Annotated in this window: 25 protein-coding genes, 1 pseudogene and 2 other annotated features; of the genes and pseudogenes, 22 read left to right on the forward strand and 4 right to left on the reverse strand. The window is 38.4% G+C overall.

What is annotated here, in order from left to right; genetic code table 11:
• Nucleotides 1-8 precede the first annotated feature (8 nt).
• Nucleotides 9-923, forward strand: coding sequence for a proline-specific peptidase family protein (locus tag PT278_RS00800; RefSeq protein WP_277129545.1), 915 nt, complete (start codon nt 9-11; stop codon nt 921-923).
• A gap of 55 nt (nt 924-978) precedes the next feature.
• On the opposite strand, the gene PT278_RS00805 is transcribed toward PT278_RS00800, so the two are convergent.
• Nucleotides 979-1,290 carry a TipAS antibiotic-recognition domain-containing protein gene (locus PT278_RS00805; protein WP_277129546.1) on the reverse strand — a complete coding sequence of 104 codons (312 nt, stop codon included), beginning with the start codon at nt 1,288-1,290 and terminating at the stop codon, nt 979-981.
• Between the two features lie 200 nt (nt 1,291-1,490).
• Between PT278_RS00805 and PT278_RS00810 the strand changes: the two genes are divergently transcribed.
• The 6 genes from PT278_RS00810 to PT278_RS00835 all read left to right on the forward strand — a co-directional run bounded on the left by PT278_RS00810 (nt 1,491) and on the right by PT278_RS00835 (nt 6,035).
• On the forward strand, nt 1,491-2,006 hold the full coding sequence (locus PT278_RS00810; protein WP_277129547.1) for a dihydrofolate reductase: 516 nt from the start codon (nt 1,491-1,493) through the stop codon (nt 2,004-2,006).
• Nucleotides 2,003-2,194, forward strand: a complete 192-nt coding sequence (locus PT278_RS00815; RefSeq protein ID WP_277129548.1) for a hypothetical protein — start codon at nt 2,003-2,005, stop codon at nt 2,192-2,194. The genes PT278_RS00810 and PT278_RS00815 overlap by 4 nt, the downstream gene beginning before the upstream one ends.
• 61 nt (nt 2,195-2,255) lie before the next feature.
• Nucleotides 2,256-2,495: a binding site (T-box leader), on the forward strand.
• Between the two features lie 43 nt (nt 2,496-2,538).
• On the forward strand, nt 2,539-3,393 hold the full coding sequence (locus PT278_RS00820) for a MetQ/NlpA family ABC transporter substrate-binding protein (RefSeq protein WP_277129549.1): 855 nt from the start codon (nt 2,539-2,541) through the stop codon (nt 3,391-3,393).
• A 15-nt stretch (nt 3,394-3,408) separates the two neighbouring features.
• Nucleotides 3,409-4,263: a MetQ/NlpA family ABC transporter substrate-binding protein gene (locus PT278_RS00825; RefSeq protein WP_277129550.1), complete on the forward strand. Its 855-nt coding sequence runs from the start codon at nt 3,409-3,411 to the stop codon at nt 4,261-4,263.
• A 16-nt stretch (nt 4,264-4,279) separates the two neighbouring features.
• Nucleotides 4,280-5,341, forward strand: a complete 1,062-nt coding sequence (locus PT278_RS00830; protein WP_277129551.1) for a methionine ABC transporter ATP-binding protein — start codon at nt 4,280-4,282, stop codon at nt 5,339-5,341.
• A complete protein-coding gene (locus tag PT278_RS00835; RefSeq protein WP_277129552.1) occupies nt 5,334-6,035 on the forward strand; it encodes a methionine ABC transporter permease in 702 nt (233 codons plus the stop codon). Before PT278_RS00830 ends, PT278_RS00835 begins: the two co-directional genes overlap by 8 nt.
• A gap of 55 nt (nt 6,036-6,090) precedes the next feature.
• Here PT278_RS00835 and PT278_RS00840 read toward each other — a convergent pair whose 3' ends face one another.
• Complete coding sequence (locus PT278_RS00840; protein WP_277129553.1) at nt 6,091-6,372, reverse strand: HU family DNA-binding protein; 282 nt, start codon at nt 6,370-6,372, stop codon at nt 6,091-6,093.
• A gap of 168 nt (nt 6,373-6,540) precedes the next feature.
• Nucleotides 6,541-7,395, reverse strand: a complete 855-nt coding sequence (locus PT278_RS00845; RefSeq protein ID WP_277129554.1) for a glycosyltransferase family 8 protein — start codon at nt 7,393-7,395, stop codon at nt 6,541-6,543.
• Nucleotides 7,396-7,595: 200 nt separating this feature from the next.
• On the opposite strand from PT278_RS00845, the gene PT278_RS00850 reads away from it, so the two are divergent.
• The 9 genes from PT278_RS00850 (at nt 7,596) to PT278_RS00890 (ending at nt 13,506) form a co-directional block, all read left to right on the forward strand.
• Entirely contained in the window at nt 7,596-8,240 is a 645-nt protein-coding gene (locus tag PT278_RS00850) for an SLAP domain-containing protein (protein WP_277129555.1), read from the forward strand.
• A 19-nt stretch (nt 8,241-8,259) separates the two neighbouring features.
• On the forward strand, nt 8,260-8,742 hold the full coding sequence (locus PT278_RS00855; RefSeq protein WP_277129556.1) for a nitroreductase family protein: 483 nt from the start codon (nt 8,260-8,262) through the stop codon (nt 8,740-8,742).
• Between the two features lie 121 nt (nt 8,743-8,863).
• Complete coding sequence (locus PT278_RS00860) at nt 8,864-9,547, forward strand: dihydroxyacetone kinase subunit DhaK (RefSeq protein WP_277129557.1); 684 nt, start codon at nt 8,864-8,866, stop codon at nt 9,545-9,547.
• Nucleotides 9,513-9,863 (forward strand): dihydroxyacetone kinase subunit DhaK, encoded by a 351-nt coding sequence (locus PT278_RS00865; RefSeq protein WP_277129558.1) that lies wholly within the window; start codon nt 9,513-9,515, stop codon nt 9,861-9,863. Before PT278_RS00860 ends, PT278_RS00865 begins: the two co-directional genes overlap by 35 nt.
• 12 nt (nt 9,864-9,875) lie before the next feature.
• On the forward strand, nt 9,876-10,460 hold the full coding sequence (gene dhaL / locus PT278_RS00870; RefSeq protein WP_277129559.1) for a dihydroxyacetone kinase subunit DhaL: 585 nt from the start codon (nt 9,876-9,878) through the stop codon (nt 10,458-10,460).
• Nucleotides 10,457-10,828 carry a dihydroxyacetone kinase phosphoryl donor subunit DhaM gene (dhaM, locus tag PT278_RS00875; protein ID WP_277129560.1) on the forward strand — a complete coding sequence of 124 codons (372 nt, stop codon included), beginning with the start codon at nt 10,457-10,459 and terminating at the stop codon, nt 10,826-10,828. The genes dhaL and dhaM overlap by 4 nt, the downstream gene beginning before the upstream one ends.
• Nucleotides 10,829-10,948: 120 nt before the next feature.
• Nucleotides 10,949-11,668 (forward strand): MIP/aquaporin family protein, encoded by a 720-nt coding sequence (locus PT278_RS00880; RefSeq protein WP_277129561.1) that lies wholly within the window; start codon nt 10,949-10,951, stop codon nt 11,666-11,668.
• A 125-nt stretch (nt 11,669-11,793) separates the two neighbouring features.
• Nucleotides 11,794-12,354: a signal peptidase I gene (gene lepB / locus PT278_RS00885; protein ID WP_277129562.1), complete on the forward strand. Its 561-nt coding sequence runs from the start codon at nt 11,794-11,796 to the stop codon at nt 12,352-12,354.
• A 429-nt stretch (nt 12,355-12,783) separates the two neighbouring features.
• On the forward strand, nt 12,784-13,506 hold the full coding sequence (locus tag PT278_RS00890) for an MIP/aquaporin family protein (protein ID WP_277129563.1): 723 nt from the start codon (nt 12,784-12,786) through the stop codon (nt 13,504-13,506).
• 32 nt (nt 13,507-13,538) lie between these two features.
• Here the strand turns inward: PT278_RS00890 and PT278_RS00895 are convergent, their stop codons facing one another.
• Nucleotides 13,539-14,426, reverse strand: a complete 888-nt coding sequence (locus tag PT278_RS00895; protein ID WP_277129564.1) for a LysR family transcriptional regulator — start codon at nt 14,424-14,426, stop codon at nt 13,539-13,541.
• Nucleotides 14,427-14,639: 213 nt separating this feature from the next.
• On the opposite strand from PT278_RS00895, the gene PT278_RS00900 reads away from it, so the two are divergent.
• From PT278_RS00900 to PT278_RS00925, 6 genes and pseudogenes are all read left to right on the forward strand, one after another.
• Nucleotides 14,640-16,433 (forward strand): FAD-binding protein, encoded by a 1,794-nt coding sequence (locus tag PT278_RS00900; RefSeq protein WP_277129565.1) that lies wholly within the window; start codon nt 14,640-14,642, stop codon nt 16,431-16,433.
• Entirely contained in the window at nt 16,433-17,848 is a 1,416-nt protein-coding gene (locus tag PT278_RS00905; protein ID WP_277129566.1) for a DASS family sodium-coupled anion symporter, read from the forward strand. Before PT278_RS00900 ends, PT278_RS00905 begins: the two co-directional genes overlap by 1 nt.
• 134 nt (nt 17,849-17,982) lie before the next feature.
• Nucleotides 17,983-18,231: a binding site (T-box leader), on the forward strand.
• A 113-nt stretch (nt 18,232-18,344) separates the two neighbouring features.
• Complete coding sequence (brnQ, locus tag PT278_RS00910) at nt 18,345-19,727, forward strand: branched-chain amino acid transport system II carrier protein (protein ID WP_277129567.1); 1,383 nt, start codon at nt 18,345-18,347, stop codon at nt 19,725-19,727.
• Between the two features lie 454 nt (nt 19,728-20,181).
• Nucleotides 20,182-21,558, forward strand: a complete 1,377-nt coding sequence (gene brnQ, locus PT278_RS00915) for a branched-chain amino acid transport system II carrier protein (RefSeq protein ID WP_277129568.1) — start codon at nt 20,182-20,184, stop codon at nt 21,556-21,558.
• Nucleotides 21,559-21,700: 142 nt separating this feature from the next.
• Entirely contained in the window at nt 21,701-23,740 is a 2,040-nt protein-coding gene (locus PT278_RS00920) for a copper-translocating P-type ATPase (RefSeq protein WP_277129569.1), read from the forward strand.
• Nucleotides 23,741-23,851: 111 nt separating this feature from the next.
• Nucleotides 23,852-24,403, forward strand: a pseudogene (locus tag PT278_RS00925) (isochorismatase family cysteine hydrolase).
• Nucleotides 24,404-24,556: the final 153 nt, after the last annotated feature.

A 24,556-nucleotide genomic window follows, 5' to 3' on the forward strand; every position in this document is an offset into this window, starting at 1 on the left:
GAAAAGACATGAAAACTGGATCAAAAATTATTACATTGGATAATGGCTATCATTTATGGACTAGTACGCAAGGTGAGGGCGATATTCATTTGCTCGCGTTACATGGTGGGCCTGGTGGTAATCATGAATATTGGGAGGATGCTGCCGATCAACTAGCAAAGCAAGGTCTGCACGTTCAAGTAACGATGTACGACCAATTAGGGTCGCTTTATTCAGATCAGCCAGATTATTCTGACCCCAAAATTGCTGAAAAGTATCTAACTTATGAATACTTCCTTGATGAGGTTGATGAAGTTCGAGACAAACTGGGATTAGATCATTTTTATCTAATTGGTCAAAGCTGGGGCGGACTGCTTGCACAGGAATATTCTGTAAAATATGGTTCTCACCTTAAGGGGACGATTATTTCTTCAATGGTAGATGAAATTGATGATTATATTGAATCAATTAATCGCCGTAGACAAGAAATTTTCCCGCAAACAGAAATTGACTTTATGCGTGAATGTGAGGATAACCATGATTTTGCCAATCCACGTTATCGTGAAGACATTCAAATCTTAAATATTAACTTCCTTGATCGGCGCCAGCCTTGCAAGTTGTATCATATTAAAAGAATTGGCGGGTTACCTGTCTATCATGCTTTTCAAGGTGATAATGAATTTGTGGTTACTGGTAAGTTAAAGGATTGGCATTTTAGAAAATATCTAAAACAGATAACGATGCCAACCTTGCTGACTTTTGGTGAAGAAGATACGATGCCACTAGAAACAGCCAAAATTATGCAAAAAGAAATCCCGAATTCTCGTTTAGTAACAACACCGGATGCTGGCCATCACCAAATGGTAGATAATCCTGATGTTTACTATAAGCACGTTGCCGACTTTATTAAGCAAGTTGAGGCGGGCACATTTAAAGGTGAGTAACTTTTTGAAATACTAAAAAAGGTGAAATTCTTCAATAATTGAAGAACTTCACCTTTTATTTTGCTAAATGCTCTTTAACAACTTTGACTAAAATTGCAGTCGCACCTTTGCCAGCCTTATCATCATAGTATGACTTGTAACGACTTTCTTTTTCGTAGTTGTCAACTAATGCTAAGTGCATTTCAGGCGAATAATTAGGCATAATTATTTGCAGCCATGACTTATGATTAGCAAAAATGTCGTCGCTTAATTCTGCTTCTTTAGCAGGATCTTTAACGACAGCTTGTAAATCACGCACAAGGTTAGCTTCAGTTACTTTCATTTTGTTAAAATTTTCAACCGTTTTTTGATCGTCTTTTTTGGTCATTACTGATACTCCTCAATCTAATTTTATCTTATTAACTATAGCATATTGCATGTTAGAATGGTCGAATTAATTTTCAACTTCTAATTTAGGCTGCTTAATTGCCCAGGATGAAGTTTAAGCAATTACAAAATTGGTCAAGCTAAAGCATTACGGAACAATTAAAGCTAATGGAGCCGTATAATAAAGTTAGAGGTGAATTGATGATTACTTTTGTATGGGCAGAAGATCAAAAAGGCCAAATTGGTCTAAATGGACATTTGCCATGGCAGCTGCCTGGTGATATGAAACATTTTAAGGAACTAACCATTGGCCATCCAATAGTTATGGGGCGCAAGACTTTTACGAGTTTACCAAGGTTATTGCCGCAGCGACTGCACGTTGTTTTGACTAAAGATGAACAGTTAATTGCCAAATATGCTGAAAATAAGCAAGTTGTGATGTTAGACTCACTTACTGCATTAAATAATTGGCTGACTGCTCACCAGCAGGAGCAAATCAGTGTAATTGGTGGCAATTCGGTTTTTTCTGCATTGAAAGATCGCGTTGATTGTCTTGAAAGAACCGTAATTGATGCCACTTTTGCTGGTGATACAGTAATGACGGTCATTGATTATCAGCAATTCAATTTAGTTAAGAAAGTAAGTCATGCACCTAATTACCAAGATAAATATCCTTATGCTTTTCTAACTTATTTGCGAAAGGAAGTTCAAAAATGAAACAAATTATCTGGTCCGGCGTAATTCTTCTAATTTGTATGGTTATTTTAGTGGGCAGTATTGTTCAAGCAGAAGCAACAAATCATAACTTTTGGTGGCAGGTTATCGGGATGGCAATTGTGACCTATGGCGTTGGTCGTTATCACATGACCCAAATTAAAGCTTTCAAAAAAACTAACAATAAATAAATTTTATTCTAGGGTTGACAGCACCCAGCTTGAATGATAAATTAATAAACAATTAAATAATTAATACATCTTGAAAAGCAGAGTAACTATTTTCTTAACAATAAAGAGAGTTGGCATTGTGGTGAGAGCCAGCAGTTAAGTAGTAGCGAACATGGGCTTGAAATGATGACTGTTAGTGATATTTAGCTAATGGCGGAGTTGCATCCGTTATCTTTGCAAGCTATTGTTTGATAGCTAGTGAGATTTATTACGTGAGTAATAGATAAATTTAAAGGTGGTAACACGAGCACTCGTCCTTGATTGGGATGAGTGCTTTTTTATTGCAATTTTGGAGGTAAGGATTAATGAGTAAGAAAAAACAGCGCAAGCTAATTATTGGCATATTGATTGTTGTCATTGTGCTGATTGCTGCGTGGTTTGGCTTTGGTTCAGGTCTGAATCATGGTTCAAAATCACATACAGTAACTGTCGGGGTAGTTGGTGAAAGCAAGCCGGAACAGGATATTTGGCAGCATGTTAAGCAAACCGCTAAGAAAAAATACGGCATTACCGTGCAAATCAAAAATTTCACTGATTATAATCAGCCAAATAAAGCCTTGAAAAATGGTGATATTGACCTGAATGCCTTTCAACATTATTCTTTCTTGGCAAGCTGGAACAAGGCCAATCATGGCGGTGTCGTACCAATTGGTAAAACTTACATTGCTCCAATTAGGTTGTACTCAAAGAAGTACCACAAGCTTAGTCAATTACCTAACGGCGCAACGATTGCAGTACCCAATGACCCAACTAATGAATCTAGAGCATTATTCGTCTTGAAAAATGCTGGCTTAATCGGTTTACGCAAAGGCAAAAGCTTAGTTACGGTTTCTGATATTATTCAAAACCACCGTAACTTAAAAATAAAAGAAATCAGTGCTGAACAATGTGGCCGCGTGATTAATTCTGTTGATGCCGCAGTCGTCAACAATGACTTTTCTGGACCAGCAGGTCTAGGCAAGAAACAGACAATCTTTGTTGAACCGGTTAATAAGGATTCACAGCAATGGATTGACATTATTTGTGCTAAAAAAGGTCAGACTAACAACAAGGATTATCAAGATGTTGTGAAGGCTTACCAAACGCAAGAAACTAAGAATTTATATAAAAAGTATTATGGCGATATGGAAATTGCTGCTTGGGATATTACTTTAAAATAGAAAGAAACATTTATCATGAGTCATAAAAAACGCAAGAATATTATTATTTGGTTAATTATTGCTGTAGTTATTATTATTGCTGCTTGGTTTGGTTTTGGACCTGGTCTAAACAAGCCCAAATCGCAAAATCACGTTGTAACTGTCGGGGTCGTAAGTATTAACAAATCCGATCAGGACATTTGGGATCATACGGCTGCTTTAGCTAAAAAGAAGTATGGCGTTTCGATTAAGCTTAAAAACTTTACCGATTATAATCAACCTAATAAGGCACTAAAAAACGGCGATATTGATCTTAACTCCTTCCAACACTATGCTTTCTTAAAGGAATGGAATAAGGCAAATCATGGTGATATTGTTGCTATTGGCCGAACACAAATTTCGCCAATCAGAATTTACTCTAAAAAGTATCATAAGCTGAGTCAATTGCCAGATGGTGCGACGATTGCGGTACCAAATGATGCCACAAATGAATCACGTTCATTAATCGTCCTCAAAAATGCGGGTCTAATTAAATTACGTAAAAATAAGGCGTTACTAACAGTTGCAGATATTGTCAAGAACCCGCATAATTTAAAAATCAAGGAAGTTAGTGATGATCAATGTGGCCGGGTAGTTAATAGTGTTGATGCGGCAATTGTTAATAATACTTTTGCGATACCAGCAGGTCTTGGTGAGAAGCAAACCATCTTTGTTGAGCCGCTTAACAAAGATTCAGAAAAATGGGTGAATATCATTTGTGCTCGAAAAGATCAAAAAGATAATCAAGATTATCAAGCTGTTGTGAAGGCATATCAAACGGTTGAAACCAAAAAATTATTTAAGAAGTATTTTGGTAAAATGGAACTACCAGCTTGGGATATCAAGTTTTAGTAAAGGGTGATTGTTAATGAGTATTATCGAGTTAAAGCACGTTAATGTGGATTTTCCAGATAAAAAAGGTAAAGTCGTTCATGCGGTGCAAGATGTCAATTTAGAAGTTGAAAAAGGGGACATTTATGGTGTTGTCGGTTTCTCTGGTGCCGGCAAGTCTACCTTGGTTAGAACAATTAACTTGCTGCAAAAGCCAACTGCTGGTGACATTCAAGTCAACGGTATCGACTTTATTAAGGATGGCAAGCAAGTCATTTCCAATAAGCAGCTGCAACTAGCACGTAGAAATATCGGCATGATTTTTCAGAGTTTCAACCTATTAAATGAAGTAACCGTTCTTGAAAATGTCTCCTTTGCCTTGAAGCACTCAGGTTTAAAAGACAAAGAAATTGAAGAAAAATCATTGCACCTATTAGACTTGGTTGATCTAAAAGATAAGGCTAACTTTTATCCGGTTCAATTATCTGGGGGACAGCAGCAGCGAGTAGCAATTGCGCGCGCACTTGCCAACGAACCAGATATTCTGATTTCGGACGAAGCAACTAGTGCCTTAGACCCACAGAATACGCAACAAATTCTGGCTTTATTGAAAAAGCTGAAGGCAGAGTTGAATTTAACAATTGTTTTAATCACGCACGAAATGGATGCAGTTAAAAAAATCTGTGACAAAGTGGCCGTGATGGAACAAGGCAAGATTGTTGAAAAGGGCAAGTTGCGTGATGTTGTCTTAAACCCACAAAATGCTTTGACTAAGAGCTTTGTTGGTGGCTCACTTGAAGTCATTAATACTCTAGATACGCTGAATTTAGACCATTTGAACGAAGATGAAGCTATTTATCAACTGGTATACAGTGTAGCCAATGTGACTAAATCGATTGTCATTGACCTGTATCGTGAACTTGGTGTTGAAGTCAGCATGCTGTATGGCAATGTGGAACTGCTTGATGACGAGCCAATTGGGACCTTGTTGGTCTTGGTCAAGGGTGATAGTGAAAAACAAAAAGAAACGGTTGCCTTTTTGCAAAAGCAACAAGTATCATTAACTAGATTTGATGAGAAGGGGAATTTGTATGAGTAGTTGGTTTAGTAGTGTATTTCCAAATGTGGTTCAACTTGGCTGGAGTGGGGATGCCGGCTGGGGCACCAGTATCGTGCAAACACTCTTTATGACTTTTTGGTCAGCAATCTTTGGTGGAATTTTAGGAATTATTTTTGGCGTAATTCTTGTTTTGACCAAGGATGATGGCATTCGTCCGAACAAATTCTGGTTTAATATTTGTGATAAAGTAGTCTCAATTTTCCGGGCAATTCCCTTCATCATTTTGCTGGCCTTTATTGCACCAGTAACGCAAAAGATTGTAGGTACTCAAATCGGAATGAAGGCTGCCTTGGTACCGCTAACCCTAGGCGTCTTTCCATTTTATGCTCGGCAAGTACAGGTTGCCTTAGAGAGTGTGGCACAGGGCAAGATTGAAGCCGCACAGAGCCTAGGAGCAACTATCTGGGACATTATTTTTAGTGTTTACTTAAATGAAGCTCGTTCTGAATTAGTTCGCGTGTCCACAGTGACAATTATTAGTTTGATTGGCTTAACTGCAATGGCTGGGGCCATTGGTGCTGGTGGACTAGGGAATACCGCTATCTCGTATGGTTATAACCGGTTTGATAACGATGTAACCCTTGTGGCGACAATTCTCGTAATTATTTTGATTTTTATTGTGCAAATTATCGGTGACTTCTTTGCTAAGAAACTAAATCACCAAAGTCGTTAAAAAAAAGACCAGCAAGCAGATTGCTTGCTGGTCTTTTATGTTTTAAGTTAAAAGATTATTTAACTGCATCCTTTAATGCCTTACCAGGCTTGAATGCAGGTACTTGAGTAGCAGGAATAGTTAAGGTCTTACCAGTTTGTGGGTTTCTACCTTTTCTTTCTGCACGTTGACGAACTTCAAATGAACCGAAGCCAATGATTTGAACCTTTTCACCCTTAGTCAAGTTGTCCTTGATTGAGCCGATGAAAGCGTCAATAACTTCTTCAGCTTCCTTTTGCTTAAGGCCAGTCTTTGCTGCAACTTCTTTAGTAAGTTCAGATTTGTTAATTGAAGCCATAATGTATCTTCTCTTTTCTATAAAAATTATAAAATAGACAACACAAAATCGATTGTAAACAATCGGCACGTAATTCACGTAATGCGTTGTGTCGCTTGATATCCAGCAACTTTAATTATTTTAGCACAGTTAAGCAGACCTTCAATAGAAAAATTGCGATTGTGCAAATTATTTTTTTGCTTTTGTTAAATTGTTAGTCATTTGCTGATAATTTAAGTAGAGTGCCTTGAAGCGTGAATGGTTTTCTTTTTGCCATGGTTTTGGCTTACCACAAAAATGCAGAATTGAGGTATTTTGCATTACCCATTCAAGGTTATATTCGCCCGTACTTCTGGTTAGATAGACAGAGTAGGCACGAGCGTCATAATTCCATTGTGTTTCCGGAATTTGAAGAATATCTTCACCATATAAATAATTTAGAATATCCTGATCGGGCAAAATCAAAGTGTCATGATGTTCGTTGATTGCATTGGTAAGATCGTCAAGTTTAACTTTTTGCCGCATCTGATCCAGATCCATCAGCATAATACCGGAATTAAAATAGGCAGTCGTTGTCCCTAAGCGAATGTTGTTGATTGAACTCATGATATCGGTTAGACCCTCATGGACGGCCGCAGCAAACATTTTGCCCTGCAAGTCTAAATCCCACAGCGACCTAATTGAATTGATTACTAGAATATCAGGATCAAGATAAATAATACGGTGCAAATTAGAAGGCAGAATTTTGCCGGACAGTAGACGAAAGTACATTTCCTGTGGGTAATCATGCAGGTTCAGTAGAGATTCAGGGAAGGTAAAGTCGGCATTCATTGCTAAAGCTTCAACTTGGATACCAATTTTTTGCCCGAAGTTTTGCAAGGCAGTTAAGGCAGAGGTACTAATGTTATCGTAGATGATCCAAATGCGCATCTGTTGCTCAAGATTATTAAGTTTGAGTGAATACATCATGACTTCAAGCGGTTTGATGTAGTTTTGGTCGATAGTAACTAAGATTTCTATTGGCTGATCGTTTATATTTTCCATATTCATCTTTCTAAAAATAGCGGTTATGATTTACATTATATTTATTATAAGTTATTTTGGTTTTAAAGCTAAACTTTCTTATTTAGCAGCTGAAGAAGAAATTACAAAGTATTACATTTACTTTTATAAGGAGTAATTACAAAGTTAATGTAGTAAAATAAATCATAAGAAATAAAATGATTACATTATGAGGTGTAAATATGAAGAAAAATTTATTGTTAGGCCTAATTGGTACTGCTTCTTTATCACTTGGATTAACGATCGCAGCACCAGTAAATGCGGCAACTGAAGAAACACCGGCTACTAGTCAACCTGCTAATACTAATCAGCAACAAAATGCGACGGGAACGACGACTGCTGATAATCAACCAGCCAAGGACCAACCGGCATCTAGTAGCTCAACTAGTAATACAGCTGCCTTAGGTTACATTAATAAGTATGTTAAGCTGAAGAAAAATTCAACTATTTATGATGCTAAGGGCAACAAAGTTAAAAAAGGTAAAACCAAGCTAAAGAAGAATATGTTTATTTACGTTACAGGTTTTATCTCACTTAAGGGCAAGAGCTTATTGCAATTTGATAATAAGAAGCAATACATTGATGCCAAGAATGTAAAAACTTCACCAGCCGCATCTTATAAATTAAAGCGTAAAGCTTATGCCTATAACGGTAAGGGTAAGAACTTGGGCGGAACAATTGCTAAAGGACAAAATGTTTTAGTCATTAAAACCAAGAAAATTCATAAGACCAAGTTTGTTGGCATTACATTTGTAGAAAGCTTAAAGACTTACTACATTAAGTGGTCAGACTTGAATCATAAGAGTGGTCAAGCTTTAAACCAATAGTTAAGAAAGAAGTCCCAAAATGTCAGATCCAATTTTAAAGCGCGTTGCTGTTCGCAAATATACCGATGAAAAGGTGTCGCAAACAGCGATTGAGCAACTAATTAAGGCGTTCCAAGCAGCACCGTGTGGCATGCATGAAACAGCAGTTATGCAAATGACGGTAGTAGAAGATGAGAATTTACTGAAAAAGATTGAACAGGTAACTGACAATGCCTGCTATGGTGCGCCATTATTATTTGTAATTAATGTTCAAAAGAAGAGTCGTTACGGTGAGCGGGATGCTTCAGCTGCTGCTGAAAACATCATGGTCGAAGCCGCCAATCTTGATTTAGGTTCCGTTTACTTAATGATGGCTGCCGGCAAGCTAAATACTGCACCAGATTTGCAAGCAGAATTAGGCATAACTCCTGAATATGTGACTTCAGTAATTGTTGCTGTCGGTCATGCTTCAGAAGCGCCACATGAAGATCGGTCAAACCGGTATCAAGTAATTCGAAAATAGTTTTAAAAGCGAAGAGTAATCTTCGCCTTTTTTGTTAATAATATATTAGCTTATGGAAGCGCTTGCTGATATAATCAGATTGTAATAAGATTTTAGATTGCAAACCGAAAGAAGATCCAAAATGAAAAAAATTATCAATGATCCTGCTAATGTAGTACCAGAAATGGTTGCCGGTATGGTCCGGTCTTATCCGCAATTTATTGAACAAGTTCCTGATGCCGAAGCTGTTATGCGTTCAGACAAGGAATCAATGAAGGGTAAAGTCGGGCTTGTTTCCGGTGGTGGTTCTGGACATGAGCCAACTCATGCTGGCTTTGTCGGTAAAGGGATGTTGAGTGCAGCTGTATGCGGACAGGTCTTTACTTCACCGACACCAGACCAAATTTATGCGGCTATTAAGGCCGTCGATCAAGGGCAAGGAGTTTTCTTAATAATTAAAAATTATTCAGGTGACATCATGAACTTTGATATGGCGAAAGATTTGGCAGAAATGGATGACATTAAGGTTAAGTCAATCGTTGTTGATGATGATATCGCTGTAGAAAATAGCACTTTTACACAAGGTCGGCGTGGAGTAGCTGGGACATTGTTTATGCATAAGGTACTTGGAGCAGCTGCACAAAATGGTGCCAGTCTTGATGAGATTGCCGAATTAGCCAAGCAGGTTCTGCCAAATATTAAAACAATTGCCGTTGCCCTGTCCGCAGCTACTAATCCAGAAACTGGCAAGCCCGGCTTTGTCCTTAAAGATGACGAGATTGAGTTTGGCGTTGGGGTTCATTCAGAGCCTGGCTATCGGCGGTGAAAAGATTAAGCCTGCCAAGGATTTGGTTGAAGAATTAGTTAATAAGCTTGATAGCGAGATGCATCTTGATGGCAGTAAAAAATATGCGGTACTTGTTAATGGGATGGGGGCAACGCCACTGATGGAACAGTATATTTTTAGTAATGATTTATTAAATAAACTTGAGCAATTTAAGATTAAGCCGGCATTTATCAAAATCGGCAATTACATGACATCACTTGACATGGCGGGAATATCACTTACCATGTTTGAATTACAGGATGACAAGTGGCTTGATGCATTAAATATGCCAGTTGCAACAATTGCTTGGAAATAGAAAGGGTTAAACATGACATTAACAGTCGATACTTTAACAGAATGGATGAATAATTTTGCGGCTAAAATTGCCGTAAATCAGCAACTTTTAAGTGATTTGGACACGCCAATCGGCGATGGCGACCACGGCTTTAATATGAATCGGGGGATGACAGCGGTCAGTCAGAAGTTAACTGAAAAGCCAGCCAATGTGACTGCAGCCTTTAAAACAATTGCAATGACGCTGATTTCAACTGTTGGTGGTGCTTCAGGGCCGCTTTATGGTACTGCCTTTTTGGAAATGGCTAAGAAAAGTAATACCACAACGGACTTGAGCGAATTATTAGATGCAGCTCTTGCTGGAATTGAAAAGCGTGGCGGCGCAAAGCCAGGTGATAAAACCATGGTTGATGTTTGGCAGGCATTAATTCCCGATGTCAAGGCTGGCAATCTGACGCAAGATAAAATAGCGGCAGCTGTTGAGGCTACTAAAGAGATGGTTGCCAAAAGAGGTCGGGCTTCATATTTAGGCGAACGTTCAAAAGGACATGTTGATCCCGGATCCCAATCCAGCGGCTACTTGTTTGAAGCAATGCTAGAAACAAAGGGGTTATTATGAGTTTAGGAATTACTTTGGTGTCTCATGTTCCCGAAATTGCAAGCGGCTTAAAAAAATTACTGGACCAAGTGGCAGCTGATGTCCCAATTACTGTCGCTGCCGGCACCAATGATGGCGATATTGGTACCAGTATGGATAAGATTATGCAGGCATTTGCGGATAATTCAGCTGACGAAATTTTGGCGTTTTATGACCTTGGCAGTGCCAAGATGAATTTGGAAATGGCGCTTGAAATGACCGTTAAGCCAGTTCATTTATACAATACTGCCTTCATTGAGGGAGCATACACTGCCGCATCACTTGCTCAAGCTGGTGTCACACGCACGGAAGTCGAAGCTCAACTTAAGCCACTGGTTGTAAAAGACTAGGGAATTTAATTCCTAATTACCTGATTTTAAGCAAAAAAGTTTTTCATCCTCACAAGTTAAGTTATCATTGATTAAGGTAAAATTAATGTATTGATGCTTTTTAAGTGAGGGAGAAAAAGAATGCATGATAGTTTAGCAATGCAAATGCTTGGCGAGTTCTTAGGAACCGCTATCCTTGTTTTGTTTGGTGATGGCATCTGTGCCGTTGTTAATTTGAAAAAGTCAAAAGGTAATGGTGCCGGTTGGCTGGCAATTACTCTTGGCTGGGGCTTTGCCTTAGCTTTTGGGATTTACTGTGTAAGCTGGCTTAGTCCAGGACATTTGAATCCTGCTGTTACCTTGGGAATGGCAATTGTTGGTAACTTACCTTGGAGTTCTGTTTTGCCATACTTTGTTGCTCAAGTTGCCGGAGGCTTTGTTGGTGGTATTCTTGTTTGGTTGACATACTACCCTCATTTTGCGGCAACTGAAGACCAAGATGTTATTTTGGGTACTTTTGCAACTGAACCAGCCATTAGAAAGTATCTCTGGAATTTCTTTGCGGAAATGATTGGCACATTTATGCTTGTCTTTGGCTTATTAGCCTTCAGTAAGAGCCAATTTGCTCCAGGTCTAAATCCACTAGTTGCCGGCTTATTATTAGGCGCTATTGGCCTTTCATTAGGTGGTTCAACTGGTGCCGCTCTTAATCCAGCTCGTGATTTGGGACCAAGATTGGTTCACCAATTGTTCCCAATTGCTAATAAGGGCAAGTCTGACTGGGCATATGCTTGGGTTCCAGTTGTTGCACCATTTGTTGGTGGTATCTTGGCCGCATTATTATTTTTAGTAATTAAATAATTAGTACTTGTTGACTAACCACAAGTACTGATACTTTTAAAAATCCTTTAGGCAAAATTGTCTAAAGGATTTTTTGCTTACAATTTATTTTGGTATATAATAACAAAATATAAGGAGAGATTTTAATGAAAAAAGAAAATAATGATGAAGGTTGGGGCAGTTTCTTTCGTGAATTGATTGTCATGATGGCAGTTGTCCTAGGAATATGTTATCTGCTGCTGACTTTTGTAATTTCGAATGATCGGGTATCTGGCGATTCAATGCAACCCAATTTTGAAAGTAATGAGCGGCTGATTGCATCGCGTCATAGCTCTTTTAAGCGAAACGATATAGTTGTTCTGTATGCACCTAAAGCTGCAAAGGATACCCCAGGTTCAGTTTATGTTAAGCGGGTAATCGGCATGCCAGGTGATAAAATCGTGTCTGAAAATGATAAATTGTACGTCAACGGCAAATTATTGCCAGAACCCTATCTAGAAAATGACTATAAAAAAGCTGATAATGCAATTGGCCAAACATATACAACCAATTTTACGTATCGGGTTCCTAAAGGTCACTATTGGGTAATGGGCGACCATCGTGATATTTCAAAGGATTCACGTCGTTTTGGTCCGATAACAAGAAAGGCAATAATTGGTAAGGTAGTCTTACGTTATTGGCCGCTTAATAAAATCCAAACATTTTAAAAGTAAATAATTTAATAATTCCCCAATATTTGGTTATTGGGGAATTTTTTTGTTAAAGCAAAAAAATCACATATTTAAGTAAAAATGTATCTTTCAAAATAATTTTTCACTTATAAAGCTAGTCATTAAAACCTTAATAAGCCCGATAATTATGTCATTATGCTGGTCAATAAATTAACGATACTTACATATTTTATTGTCTGCTGATTAATAAAACAATTTTCACAAACTATTTCACAAAGTCAAAAAATAAAAATCATAATTTTGTTGTGATAACAACATTTTTGCTCACAAAAATATTTGTTAAAAAACTATTTACAATTGTGAAAAAATATTATATATTTTACTCAAGCGCTTCCACAATGTTTAATATTTATAAATATGAGGTTAATAATTCAATTACTAATTTTAGAAAGATTGGGAGTTAAGATGTTACATAATAGTTTGGGTATGCAATTGCTTGGCGAGTTTGTTGGAACGGCAATGATGATTTTATTAGGAGACGGTGTCTGTGCTGACATGGGACTGTCGAAGTCAAAGGCTAAGGGTGCTAATTGGGTTGGTATCGCCTTTGGTTGGGGAATGGCAATCACCTTCTCCGTATATTTTGTCAAATGGCTAACTCCCGGCTACTTCAATCCAGCAGTCGCAGTCGCTATGGCAGTTTCGGGTAGTTTCTCGTGGTCTTATGTTTTGCCATATATACTTGCAGAAGTTGCCGGCGCGTTTGTTGGTGCCATTTTGGTTTGGCTAATGTTTTATCCACATTGGAAGGAAACTACAGATCAAGAAGCTATTTTAACTAGTTTTGCTACAGCACCTGCCATTAGAAATTACTTTTGGAACTTTTTTGCTGAAATGCTAGCAACATTTGTTTTAGTATATGGACTTCTCGCATTTAGCAAGAGCGGCGTGAATCCAGCACTTAATCCTGTTCTTGCAGGTACTCTAATTACCGCGATTGCCTTTTCACTTGGTGGTCCTACGGGAATCGCACTTAATCCGGCTCGTGATTTTGGTCCGCGGCTTGCTCACCAAGTACTGCCAATTGCTAACAAAGGTAAGTCAGATTGGGCATACAGCTGGGTTCCAATTGTTGGACCATTTGTTGGTGGAATTTTAGCTGCCTTATTATTCGTTGGTCTTAGATAAAATAAAAAATAAGCTATTCAAATCTGAATAGCTTATTTTTCTGGTTTAAAATGTCGCAAAATTTCAATTCCTTCACGTTGATACTTGTTTGGAACAAAACTTTTGCGCATTGCAATCTGCATGTAGGCCCATAATTTTTGTCCCGGCTGCAGGCGAACAATATGGATTCCAGGAACATCTTTAATGCTGCTTTCCATTGCCAAGGCAATCCCAACATTACGCTTGACAAGGTCAATCATTAACTTCATCGTTGTTGCTGTATAAATTATATTAGGCGTGAAATTGCCCAGTTTTGCTTCCTGTTCAAGACATTCTCTGGTTAAGAAACCACGTTCACGGGCGATAAAACGCTTATTACGTAATTGTGCGGCACTGAGCTCATGAACGTCTTTTAAAGAATCATCTAAGCTGGTAATGATTACTAATTCTGTTTTGTGTAAATTATGAATAAAGTAATCCGGGTCGTTGATTTTGACCATCCATGAATAAATCGCAACATCTACTTTGCCATTGGTCAGATCGGAAAAAGCATCGGCTGATCGTTCAATATGGGTATCGAGTAGGTGGGTAAGACCTGCCTGAAAAAACTTTTGAATAACATCGGGGATATAAGAGCTTCCGGCTTCGCCAGAAAAGGCAAGCCGGATTTTTTTGTCGCTTGCGTGTTTAACATCGTAATCAATACTTGCAATATCTTGGATAAGAATTTTGGCTTTTTGATAAAGTAATTCACCAGCATTAGTCAAAAGCAACTTGCTTTTACGATTTTTTTGAATAATTAGTGGGTCGTCGAACTTTTTGGCAAGCCGCTTAATGGCCATTGAGATTGTTGGCTGTGTAACTTCAAAATAAGCTGCAGTAGTAGTGTAATTACCGATTTCGACTAATTTGCAAAAATAAACCAAATCTTTTTCATTCATTTGTATTCCTTTTGAAAAAATAATAAATATTATTTATAAGTAAATCTTTTTAAATTATATTAAATTGCCTAAATAATAGCAATAAATACTTGATAATTCAACGTTTATTAGCATTTTTTAAAAATGATTTTAGCTAAAAATAAAGTAGATTTATATTTATGAAACCGATATATTTATTTTTGGTAAAGATTTATGAAAGTGCAGGTAATTATTTTGATTTACAATTCAACACTTAAATGGGATGCAGTTTATGATGTTATTGTTGTTGGCTTTGGTGGTGCTGGCGCTGGCGCTGCCAGATTTGCAGCTGACAATAATGCCAAAGTCTTATTAATTGATTCTGCTCCAGAAGGTCAAGAAGGGGGCAATACCCGTTATGCTGGCGGGGCTTTTGCTTGGAGTGATAATTTCGATGATTTGCGTGATTATTATAAGCAAACTTATTATCCATTCAAGTATGATCCTAAAGATCTAGACGCGTTTGTTAACAACGTTTTACAAATGAAAGAATATTCAAAAGAATATTTTGGAATTGATGCCCAATACACAGGCAGAAGACCTCAAGGTGAATACCCAGAATATCGCCATGCAGATACGATGCGTTCACAATCAATGACCCAAGGAATGTATAATGGCGGCTTTTGGAAGTTATTACGCAAAAAAGTTTATGAACGACTAGACAAAATTGATATTTGGTTTTCAAGTCCAGCACAACATCTAATTCAAGATCCAGAAACGAAAACAATTCTTGGTGTTCAAATTAAGCACCAAGGGCAAGTTCGTTATGTAGCTGCCAAGAATGGTGTGATTCTATCATGTGGTGGCTTTGAAAATAACCAAGATATGGTGCAGAACTTTTTGGGACAAGGATCATTGGCACCAATTGGAACTTTATATAACCAAGGTAAAGGGATCGATTTGGCTGTTGAAGCTGGTGCGCGTTTATGGCACATGTCTAACTATGATTCTCACGGCTTTTCACTGAACGAAGGCAAACCAAGAGAAAAATTTGCCTACATGATTAACTGGAAGAGTTTGTTTAACGGCAGTATTTTTGTCGCAGGTGATGATGGTACCCGTTACTATCGCGAAGATGAAGAAGACCGTCATGGTTATAAATATAATCATGGTAACTGGATTATGTTGCCGAACCAAAATCACCCGCACATTGTGATGGACCAAAGACAATATGAGCAATTGGCTAATGACACTTCTGATAAGGCCGACCAAATTAAAGAACTAATCTCCTATGCAATTAAAGCTGATACAATTCCAAAATTAGGTGAGAAGATTAATGCACCTAAATTGCTGCAAGCCGTTGAAGATTTTGGCTTTGTAACTGAAGTAACTAAGCGCGATCTGCTTTTGAACAGGAACATTGAAACAATGCGTGCCTTTGGTGCTGGTCCATACTATGCAATTCCAATTCGGCATAATATTTTACATACTCATGGTGGCGCCCGCCGCAATGAAAATTGTGAAGTACTTGATATGGCTGATAATGTAATTCCACATCTGTATGAAGCGGGGGAATTAGGCGACATTTTTGCTACTAAGTATATTGGTGCTAACAGTATTGCAGATTTACTAATTTCTGGCAAAATTGCGGGAGAAAATGCCGCATGGCCAAAACGGAAGATTGTCGACTTTGACCTTATTAGTCATGCAAGTAAGGCACCAGAATTGAAATCTGATGCTCATGCTTCCTCAAGTGACTATGAAGCTGGTCCAAATCAAGGGATTGGAATTAGTGAAAACGGAATCAACGACGTTCCGATTGTTGTCCGTGCAACTGTAAGTGACAATCAAATTACCAATATTGAAACTTTACAGCAAAAAGAAACGCCATCTCTTGGTGGACGTGCCATTCCGGCGTTAACTAAAGAAATGCTGGCTAAGCAGACTACTGATGTCGATGCAGTTAGTGGCGCGAGTGTAACTAGTGCTGCCTTTAAAGCTGCAGTTAAGCAGGCAATTAGTAACGCCAAAAGTGAAGGAGAGAACTAATGTTAGACAAATTTCAGTGGAAAAAATGGGTGCTGCCCTTAGCAGTCGGCATCATTTTATGGCTATTAACGCCATTAAAGCCAGGAGCAATCAGTGTTCCTGCTTGGCATTTGTTTGCAATCTTTATTGCAACAATCATTGCCTGTGTTACTAAGCCCTTACCGATGATGGCAGTCACGATTATTGCCATTGTTGTTGCTACCTTAACTGGTATCTTTAAAATGGACGAAGTTGCGGCCGGCTTTGGTAATTCAACTGCCTGGATGGTTGCAATGTGTATGTTCATGGCTGCTGGCTTTATTAAGTCAGGCTTGGGCAAAAGAATTGCTTATTTCTTTGTTAAGACATTCGGCAAGAGAACTTTAGGCTTGGCATATGCCTTATCAATGGTTGAAACGGTATTGGCAATCGGTATTCCAAGTAATAATGCCCGGGTTAACGGTATCATGTACCCAATCATTGATAATTTATCAAAAGAAATGGGTTCAGATCCTAAAAAGGGAACCCAAAGAAAAATGGGTTCATTCTTGGTCTTTAATGAATACGAAGTCAACATTGTTACTTCAACCATGTTTCTTACTGGCCTAGCTGGTAACATGGTGGCATTGGGAATCGCTAAGACGCAGAACGTTTCGATTTCATGGATGCAATGGTTTATTGCTGCAATTGTCCCAGGAATTATTTCGTTACTTGTTGTTCCATTTATTTTATATAAGATTTATCCGCCTGAAGTTAAAGAAACACCAAATGCTCATGCTTGGGCAGATGCCAAATTAAAAGAATTGGGTAAAACGACAGTTGCAGAAAAGATCATGGCTGCTGTCTTTATCTTGGCAGTTATCTTATGGCTTGTAGGTTCTAAAATCGGGATCGACGCAACTGAAGTTAGTTTTATTGCCGTAGCCTTATTATTGATTACGGGAGTAATTAATGTTAAGGACTTACTTGGTCAAAGTTTTGCTTGGAACATTTTAACTTGGCTGTCAATTATCATGTTAATGTCTCAGAAGTTAATGACATTAGGCTTCTTCCCATGGTTCTCAAAGACCTTGGGTAACGCACTACACGGCATGAACTGGATTTGGGTTTTAGTAATTCTTTACTTGGTTTACTTTTACTTGCATTACTTGTTCCCAAGTATTACAACGCAGATTTCTGCTTTGTATGCTGGATTCTTGTCAGTTGCAATCGGTGCTGGCGTGCCACCATTGATGGCAGCCTTAATGCTGGCTCTTGATGGCTCACTATACTTGTCAACGTCAACTTATTCTGCTGGTCCTGCTGCTTTACTTTCATCAACTGGATATGTATCTAATAAAGATTGGTGGAAATTAAGTGCAATTATTGGGGTTGTCCTTAACGTTATCTGGCTTGGCGGCGGATTGCTTTGGACTAAGGTAATTGGAATGTGGTAAAAAACAAAAAAGTCTTGTTGCACTTTAAAAATGCTACAAGGCTTTTTATTATCAGGCATTATGGGCAAGGAATTAAAATAATTTACCTCCCGCTTGACAAATAATGAGTTAATTATTAAAATATTTTTAATATTTAAAAAGCAATGAAAAGAAAAGTATGTTTGCAGGTAATGCACAGAGAGTTCCGGCTACTGAAATGGAACCACGAATGCAAACAGAAAATCCCTTGGAGCTATCTGGTGAACAAAGTAACTAGAGTTGGTAACACCCATTAACGTGTTAGCGTATCGCAGTAAAGCCGTACGTGAAGTGACTGCTGAATTTAGGCAAAGCTGGATTTAACAGTAAGATAGGTGGTACCATGCCGAATAAGCACCCTTGAAGTAAGATCAAGGGTGCTTTTTTATTGCTAAAAATAGGGCAGGTGATGGACTCATGAAAGTTAAAATTAGCATCCGAGTAAAAGTTAGACAATTTATTAAAATGGAGGTTAAGTATGGATGAGTTAGAACAAGATGTTAATCAAAAACCATTAACTTGGAAGCAGTATTTAGTTGTTGCCTCGTTACTGTTTGGGCTATTTTTTGGTGCTGGTAATTTGATTTTCCCAATTCACTTGGGCCAAATGGCAGGAGCGAATTGGGGACAGGCGACCCTTGGCTTTTTGGTAACTGCAGTCTTACTGCCGTTACTATCAGTTTTAGCAATTAGTATGACACATGCAAAGGGGGTCTATGACATCGGTCTGCCGCTGGGTTCCGCGTTTGCCTTGGTCTTTATGGTCTTAATTCACTTGACTATCGGCCCACTTTTTGGGACACCGCGTACTGCCAGTATTTCGTTTACAGTTGGCGTTTTGCCAATGCTGCCTAAGTCATGGGCACAAGTCGGTCTGTTTATTTTTTCGGCATTATTTTTTATTTGTGCCTTTTTGGTTGCTTATAAGGAATCAAATATTTTAACTAGTATCGGTAAAATCTTAAATCCACTCTTTTTGCTGTTATTGTTCGTAATTTTTTTGCTAGGCTTTTTCTCACCAATGGGTCGTGCTAATGCGCAAAAAGTTACTACTGCCTACCAGCAAGCACCATTTTTTAACGGCTTTTTGCAAGGATATAATACGATGGACGCCTTGGCTGGGCTGGCTTTTGGGGTAACAGTGGTAACTGCTGTCCGCCAAATGGGAAAGACGACTGCTAAGAGTAATGCCAAAGTAACCGCTAAAGCCGGCGTTTTGGCAACAGGTACGATTGGCTTAATATACATTGCATTAATTTGGCTTGGCGCTACGACATTAAATCATTACAAGTTGTCGCCAGATGGTGGGGTTGCCTTTAATCAAATTGTTACCTATTATCTTGGTGGTTTCGGGCATGCACTATTAGCAACATTGATTACCGTTACTTGTTTAACAACTGCTGTCGGCTTAATTGCCGCATTTGCCCAAGATTTTCATCGTAGTTTTTCTAAAGTGAGCTACCATACTTGGCTGTTTTTGATGACTTTAGCATCATTTTTGACCGCTAATTTTGGCCTTGATACGATTATTTCTTGGTCAACGCCAATGTTGATGTTCCTTTATCCATTTGCCATGGTACTAATTCTGTTGTCAATTACGTCACCACTATTTCACCGTGATTCTGTTGTTTACTTTTGGGTTGTATTGTTTACCTTAGTTCCAGCCTTTTTAGACATGGTTGCAGCCTTGCCGCCAGTAATTAGTCAAAGTTCGTGGGCTTTGAATTTACATGTCGTGCAGCTTAAGTACTTACCGTTTGCGGCAATTGGGATGGATTGGCTAATTCCTGCTCTTATTGGCTTAGTTATCGGACTTGTTTGTCATTTTGTTAAAGAAAGAGCAGCTCGGGCAGAGGCATAGTTGTTCATTGCACCAAACTTTTTTGTTTTTTAGTTGACAAAAAATGGGTCGATGATTAGAATATTATTAATATTTAACAAGCGAAGAAAAGAAGAGTACAGTTGCAAGTAGTGCCACAGAGAGTTCAGATGGTGAAAATGAACCACGACAGCAACTGGAAAGTAACTTTGAGCTATCTAGTGAAGTAATAGTAGCTAGTATTGGTAACACCCATTAACGTGTTAGCGTATCGCAAGTAATTGCCGTACGTGAAGTGACTGCTAAATTTAGTCAAAGCTAGATTTAACAGTAAGATAGGTGGTACCGTGCCAAAGCACCCTTGATTTTTTATAATCAAGGGTGCTTTTTTAGTTACCTTGTAATTCGTTTTTTAGGAAGTGACAATTTTGAAAAAATACGTGTGCTAGCAATAATAACGAACTTATTGCATTAAATAAAACTGGAGGTTAATTAAATGGAAGAAATTGAACAAGACGTAAATACCAAACCACTTACGTGGAAACAATATTTAGTTGTTGCTTCATTACTATTTGGATTATTTTTTGGAGCAGGAAACTTAATCTTTCCAATTCATCTAGGACAAATGTCCGGTGCTAATTGGGGAATTGCCACGATTGGCTTTTTAATTACTGCCGTGCTCCTGCCACTATGTGCAGTTTTGGCAATTAGTGCCAGTCATGCTAAAGGAGTTTTTGATATTGGTCGGCCGTTGGGGCCCAAGTTTGCCTTGGTCTTTATGGTTTTAATTCACTTAACACTAGGGCCATTATTTGCTACGCCAAGAACAGCGAGTATTTCTTTTTCGGTTGGATTACAGCCAGTTTTACCGCAAAAATTAGCTAAGCCTGGATTGCTGATATTTTCCGCGATTTTCTTTATTTTGGCATTTATTATTTCGTATGAGCAATCAACAATTTTAGACAGTATTGGTCGAATTTTAAATCCAATTTTCTTGATATTGCTTTTTGTAATTTTCTTAATGGCCTTTTGTTCGCCAATGGGAGCAGCAAAACACCAGCCAGTAACTGCAGCTTATCAAAGTGCCCCATTTTTTAACGGCTTTTTGGAAGGCTATAACACAATGGATGCCTTAGCAGGCCTAGCCTTCGGTTATACGATTGTTTCAGCTGTTCGCCAACTAGGTAAGACAAGTGCCAAGAGCAACGCCAAGGTTACTGCTCGTGCTGGAGTATTAGCTACTGGTGCAATTGGTATCATCTATATTATCTTGATTTGGCTTGGCTCAACTACACTTAATCATTACAAGATTTCACCAGATGGTGGGACTGTCTTTAACCAAATTGTTACCTATTACTTAGGTAATATTGGACATGCTTTATTAGCAACTTTGGTTACCTTAACTTGTTTGACAACTGCCGTTGGCTTAATTGCCGCATTTGCCCAAGACTTTCACCGCAGTTTTAGCAAGGTTAGTTATCATGCCTGGCTTGGCATTATGACCTTTGCCTCATTTTTAACTGCTAACTGCGGCTTGGATACAATCATTTCTTGGTCAACGCCAATGCTGATGTTCATTTATCCAATTGCGATGGTTCTAATCATTTTGTCAATCACAGCTAGTTGGTTTGACCATGACCCGATAGTTTATTTCTGGGTAGTTGTATTTACAGTTATTCCTGCAATCTTCGATATGATTGCTTCGTTCCCGCCGGTTATTAGTCAAATGCATTGGGCACTGCAAGTTCGCGCATTCCAATTAAAAATTCTGCCATTTGCGGCAATTGGAATGGATTGGATTATTCCCGCCTTAATTGGTTTAATTATCGGTTTAGCATGTCACTTTTATCGTAAAGCAAAATTAGCAAAATAGTTAATGAAAATCTAGGATTATAATCCTAGATTTTTTAGTATCGAATTTTTGACATCCATCGTTTACCACAGTAGATTAAAAGTGCAGACTAGACAAAGTTAATTGTAAAAGATGGGACTGATTTATTTTGGCAAAAATGAACATGACAGATAATCATAAAATGCAGATGGGGCATAAACAGCCAATGATGCATGATAACAAGATGCCAATGCACAATAGCGATATGATGATGTATGGCGGGCACATGATGCACATGGGTAATCTGAAACAAAAATTTTGGTTCTCATTAATTTTAGCGTTACCAATTTTATTTTTGAGTCCCGCAATGGGCGTTCATTTGTTCTTCCAGTTTTCTTTTCCTGGTTCAGAATGGGTCGTGATGCTATTTGCGACTGCCCTATTTATTTACGGTGGCGAGCCATTTCTTAAGGGGGCTTTTTATGAATTAAAAGATAAGAAGCCAGAAATGATGACGCTAATTTCACTGGGGATTATTACAGCCTACATTTATAGTCTGTATGCCTTTATTCAGAATAATCTCAATTCAAGTTCTCATCACGTGATGGACTTTTTCTGGGAACTAGCGACTTTGATTTTGATTATGCTATTAGGCCACTGGATTGAGATGAATTCGGTTATGCGGGCTGGCAGTTCAGTTAATGATTTGGCTAAATTACTGCCTGATCGAGTTCATATCCAAAATGATAAGGGAATAAGTGATGTTCCCTTGGCGCAAGTCAAAAGTGGCGATGTGGTAGTAGTAAAGTCCGGTGAAAGTATTCCACTTGATGGCATTATCATTGAGGGATCAAGTGACGTTAATGAATCTTTGGTTACTGGAGAGGCGCGTTTAATCACACGCCAAAAAGGTGACCACGTAATCGGCGGTGCAATTAATGGCTCAGGGAAATTGACAATTAAAGTAACTAATTCGGCAAACAGCGGCTTCTTGGCTAATGTTAATCAGTTAGTTCAATCTGCGCAGATGAACAAGTCAAAATTGCAAACTCTTGCCGCTCAAGTATCAGGTTGGTTATTTTACGCTGCATTAATTATTGGCATAATTGCTCTAATTGTTTGGACTGCCAATCAGGGGATTGCTGCCGGACTTGAACGAATGGTGACAGTTTTGGTAATTGCTTGTCCGCACGCATTGGGATTGGCAATTCCGTTAGTTAGTGCCAAGAGTATGTCTCTTGGAGTTAAGCACGGTTTATTAATTAGGAACCGGAATGTGATTGATATTAGCCCCAAAATTAATTATTTACTGCTTGATAAAACTGGCACGTTGACTGAAGGCAAGTTTCAGGTTCGCAAGTATGATAGTTTAGATGAACAAATGTCATCAAAACGGGTAATGACGCTGATTGCTTCACTTGAGCAAGATTCAACACACCCAATTGCCCAAAGTATTTTACAGTTTGCACATGCTCATGAAATTCCACTTTTACCGATTGCTAATAGTAAAAATCTTACTGGTAAGGGAGTTATGGCGACAGTTGCTGGTGAGGAATATTTTTTAATTAATGAAAAAGCCGCCCGTGAGCAAGTTCATGACTTTCCGCAAGTTGCAGTTAGCGATTATACCGTTAGCTACTTGGTCCAAGGCCAGCAGATATTAGGCTATGTGGCTGTTGGTGACCAGATTAAACCAGATGCAGCTTCGTTAATTAGCAAGATTAAGCAGCACAACATTACTCCTGTGATGTTAACCGGTGATAATCAGCAGGCAGCGCAAAGCATTGCTCAGCAATTAGGGATTAGTGAGGTTCATGCTGAATTAATGCCTGCTGATAAAGAAAAAATTGTTGTCAAATTGCAAGAGCAAGGCAACAAGGTCATGATGGTCGGTGATGGAATTAATGATGCACCAAGCCTAGCACGGGCAGATATTGGCGTTGCCATTGGTGCTGGTACTGATGTTGCGGTTGATTCTGCAGATGTGGTTTTGGTTAATAGCCGGCCATCAGATATCATTGACTTTTTAGAATTGGCGCAAAATACTCACCGCAAGACTGTTCAAAATTTATGGTGGGGTGCAGGGTACAATATTATTGCCCTCCCATTAGCTGCCGGTATTTTGGCTCCACTGGGGATTATGTTAGATCCTGCTTTTGGGGCAATTCTGATGTCCTTATCAACTGTGATTGTTGCAATTAACGCTGAAACGCTGAAAGTATAATTAACAATTTTTAGCAAAATTTGCTTGATGTTACAAAAATAATTCGGTTTATATTAAAAAATATAGTATAATTGTGATTAATGTTTAGATTTTATTACTTGGAGAAAGCATATGGAAAATAAAGAAGCACTTTTAATTATTGATTATACTTATGACTTCGTTGACGATCATGGGTCCCTAACTTGCGGGAAGGCTGGATAAGATTGCGAGCCAACAATTATGAAGCTGGCTAAGCAATTTGTTGCGGATGGTAATTATGTTGTTTTACCAACAGATTGTCATCATCTTAACGACCCGTTTCATCCAGAAAGCAAGCTGTTTCCACCGCATAATATTGAAGGTACAAGCGGCCGCGATTTCTATGGCGAACTAAAGACTTGGTATGAAGAAAACAAATCTGATAAAGTTTGGCAAATGGATAAGACACGTTATAGCTCTTTTGTTGGAACTAATCTTGACCTTGACTTGCGCATGCGCAATGTTAAAACACTTCATTTAGTTGGTGTCTGCACAGATATTTGTGTCCTGCAGACAGCAATTTATGCTTACAATTTGGGGTATAAAGTTGTTGTCCATCAAGCTGGCGTAGCCGGAACAACACCGGAAAATCATCGCTTTGCTCTAGAAAATATGAAAAACAACTTGGGTGCAGAGATTATTTAGCAAGTTGCACTTATTAAAGCTAAATTAAGTAAAGACCACGTAAATTTTACGTGGCCTTTTTTGGATCAATTTGTATTAATGAATTAAAAGGAAATTTCTGAATAATTTTATTACAAAAATTAAAAAATACCCTTTTATTTTGAGATTATTGAA

This window comes from Lactobacillus sp. ESL0703 (assembly GCF_029433435.1).
Lineage (GTDB): Bacteria > Bacillota > Bacilli > Lactobacillales > Lactobacillaceae > Lactobacillus.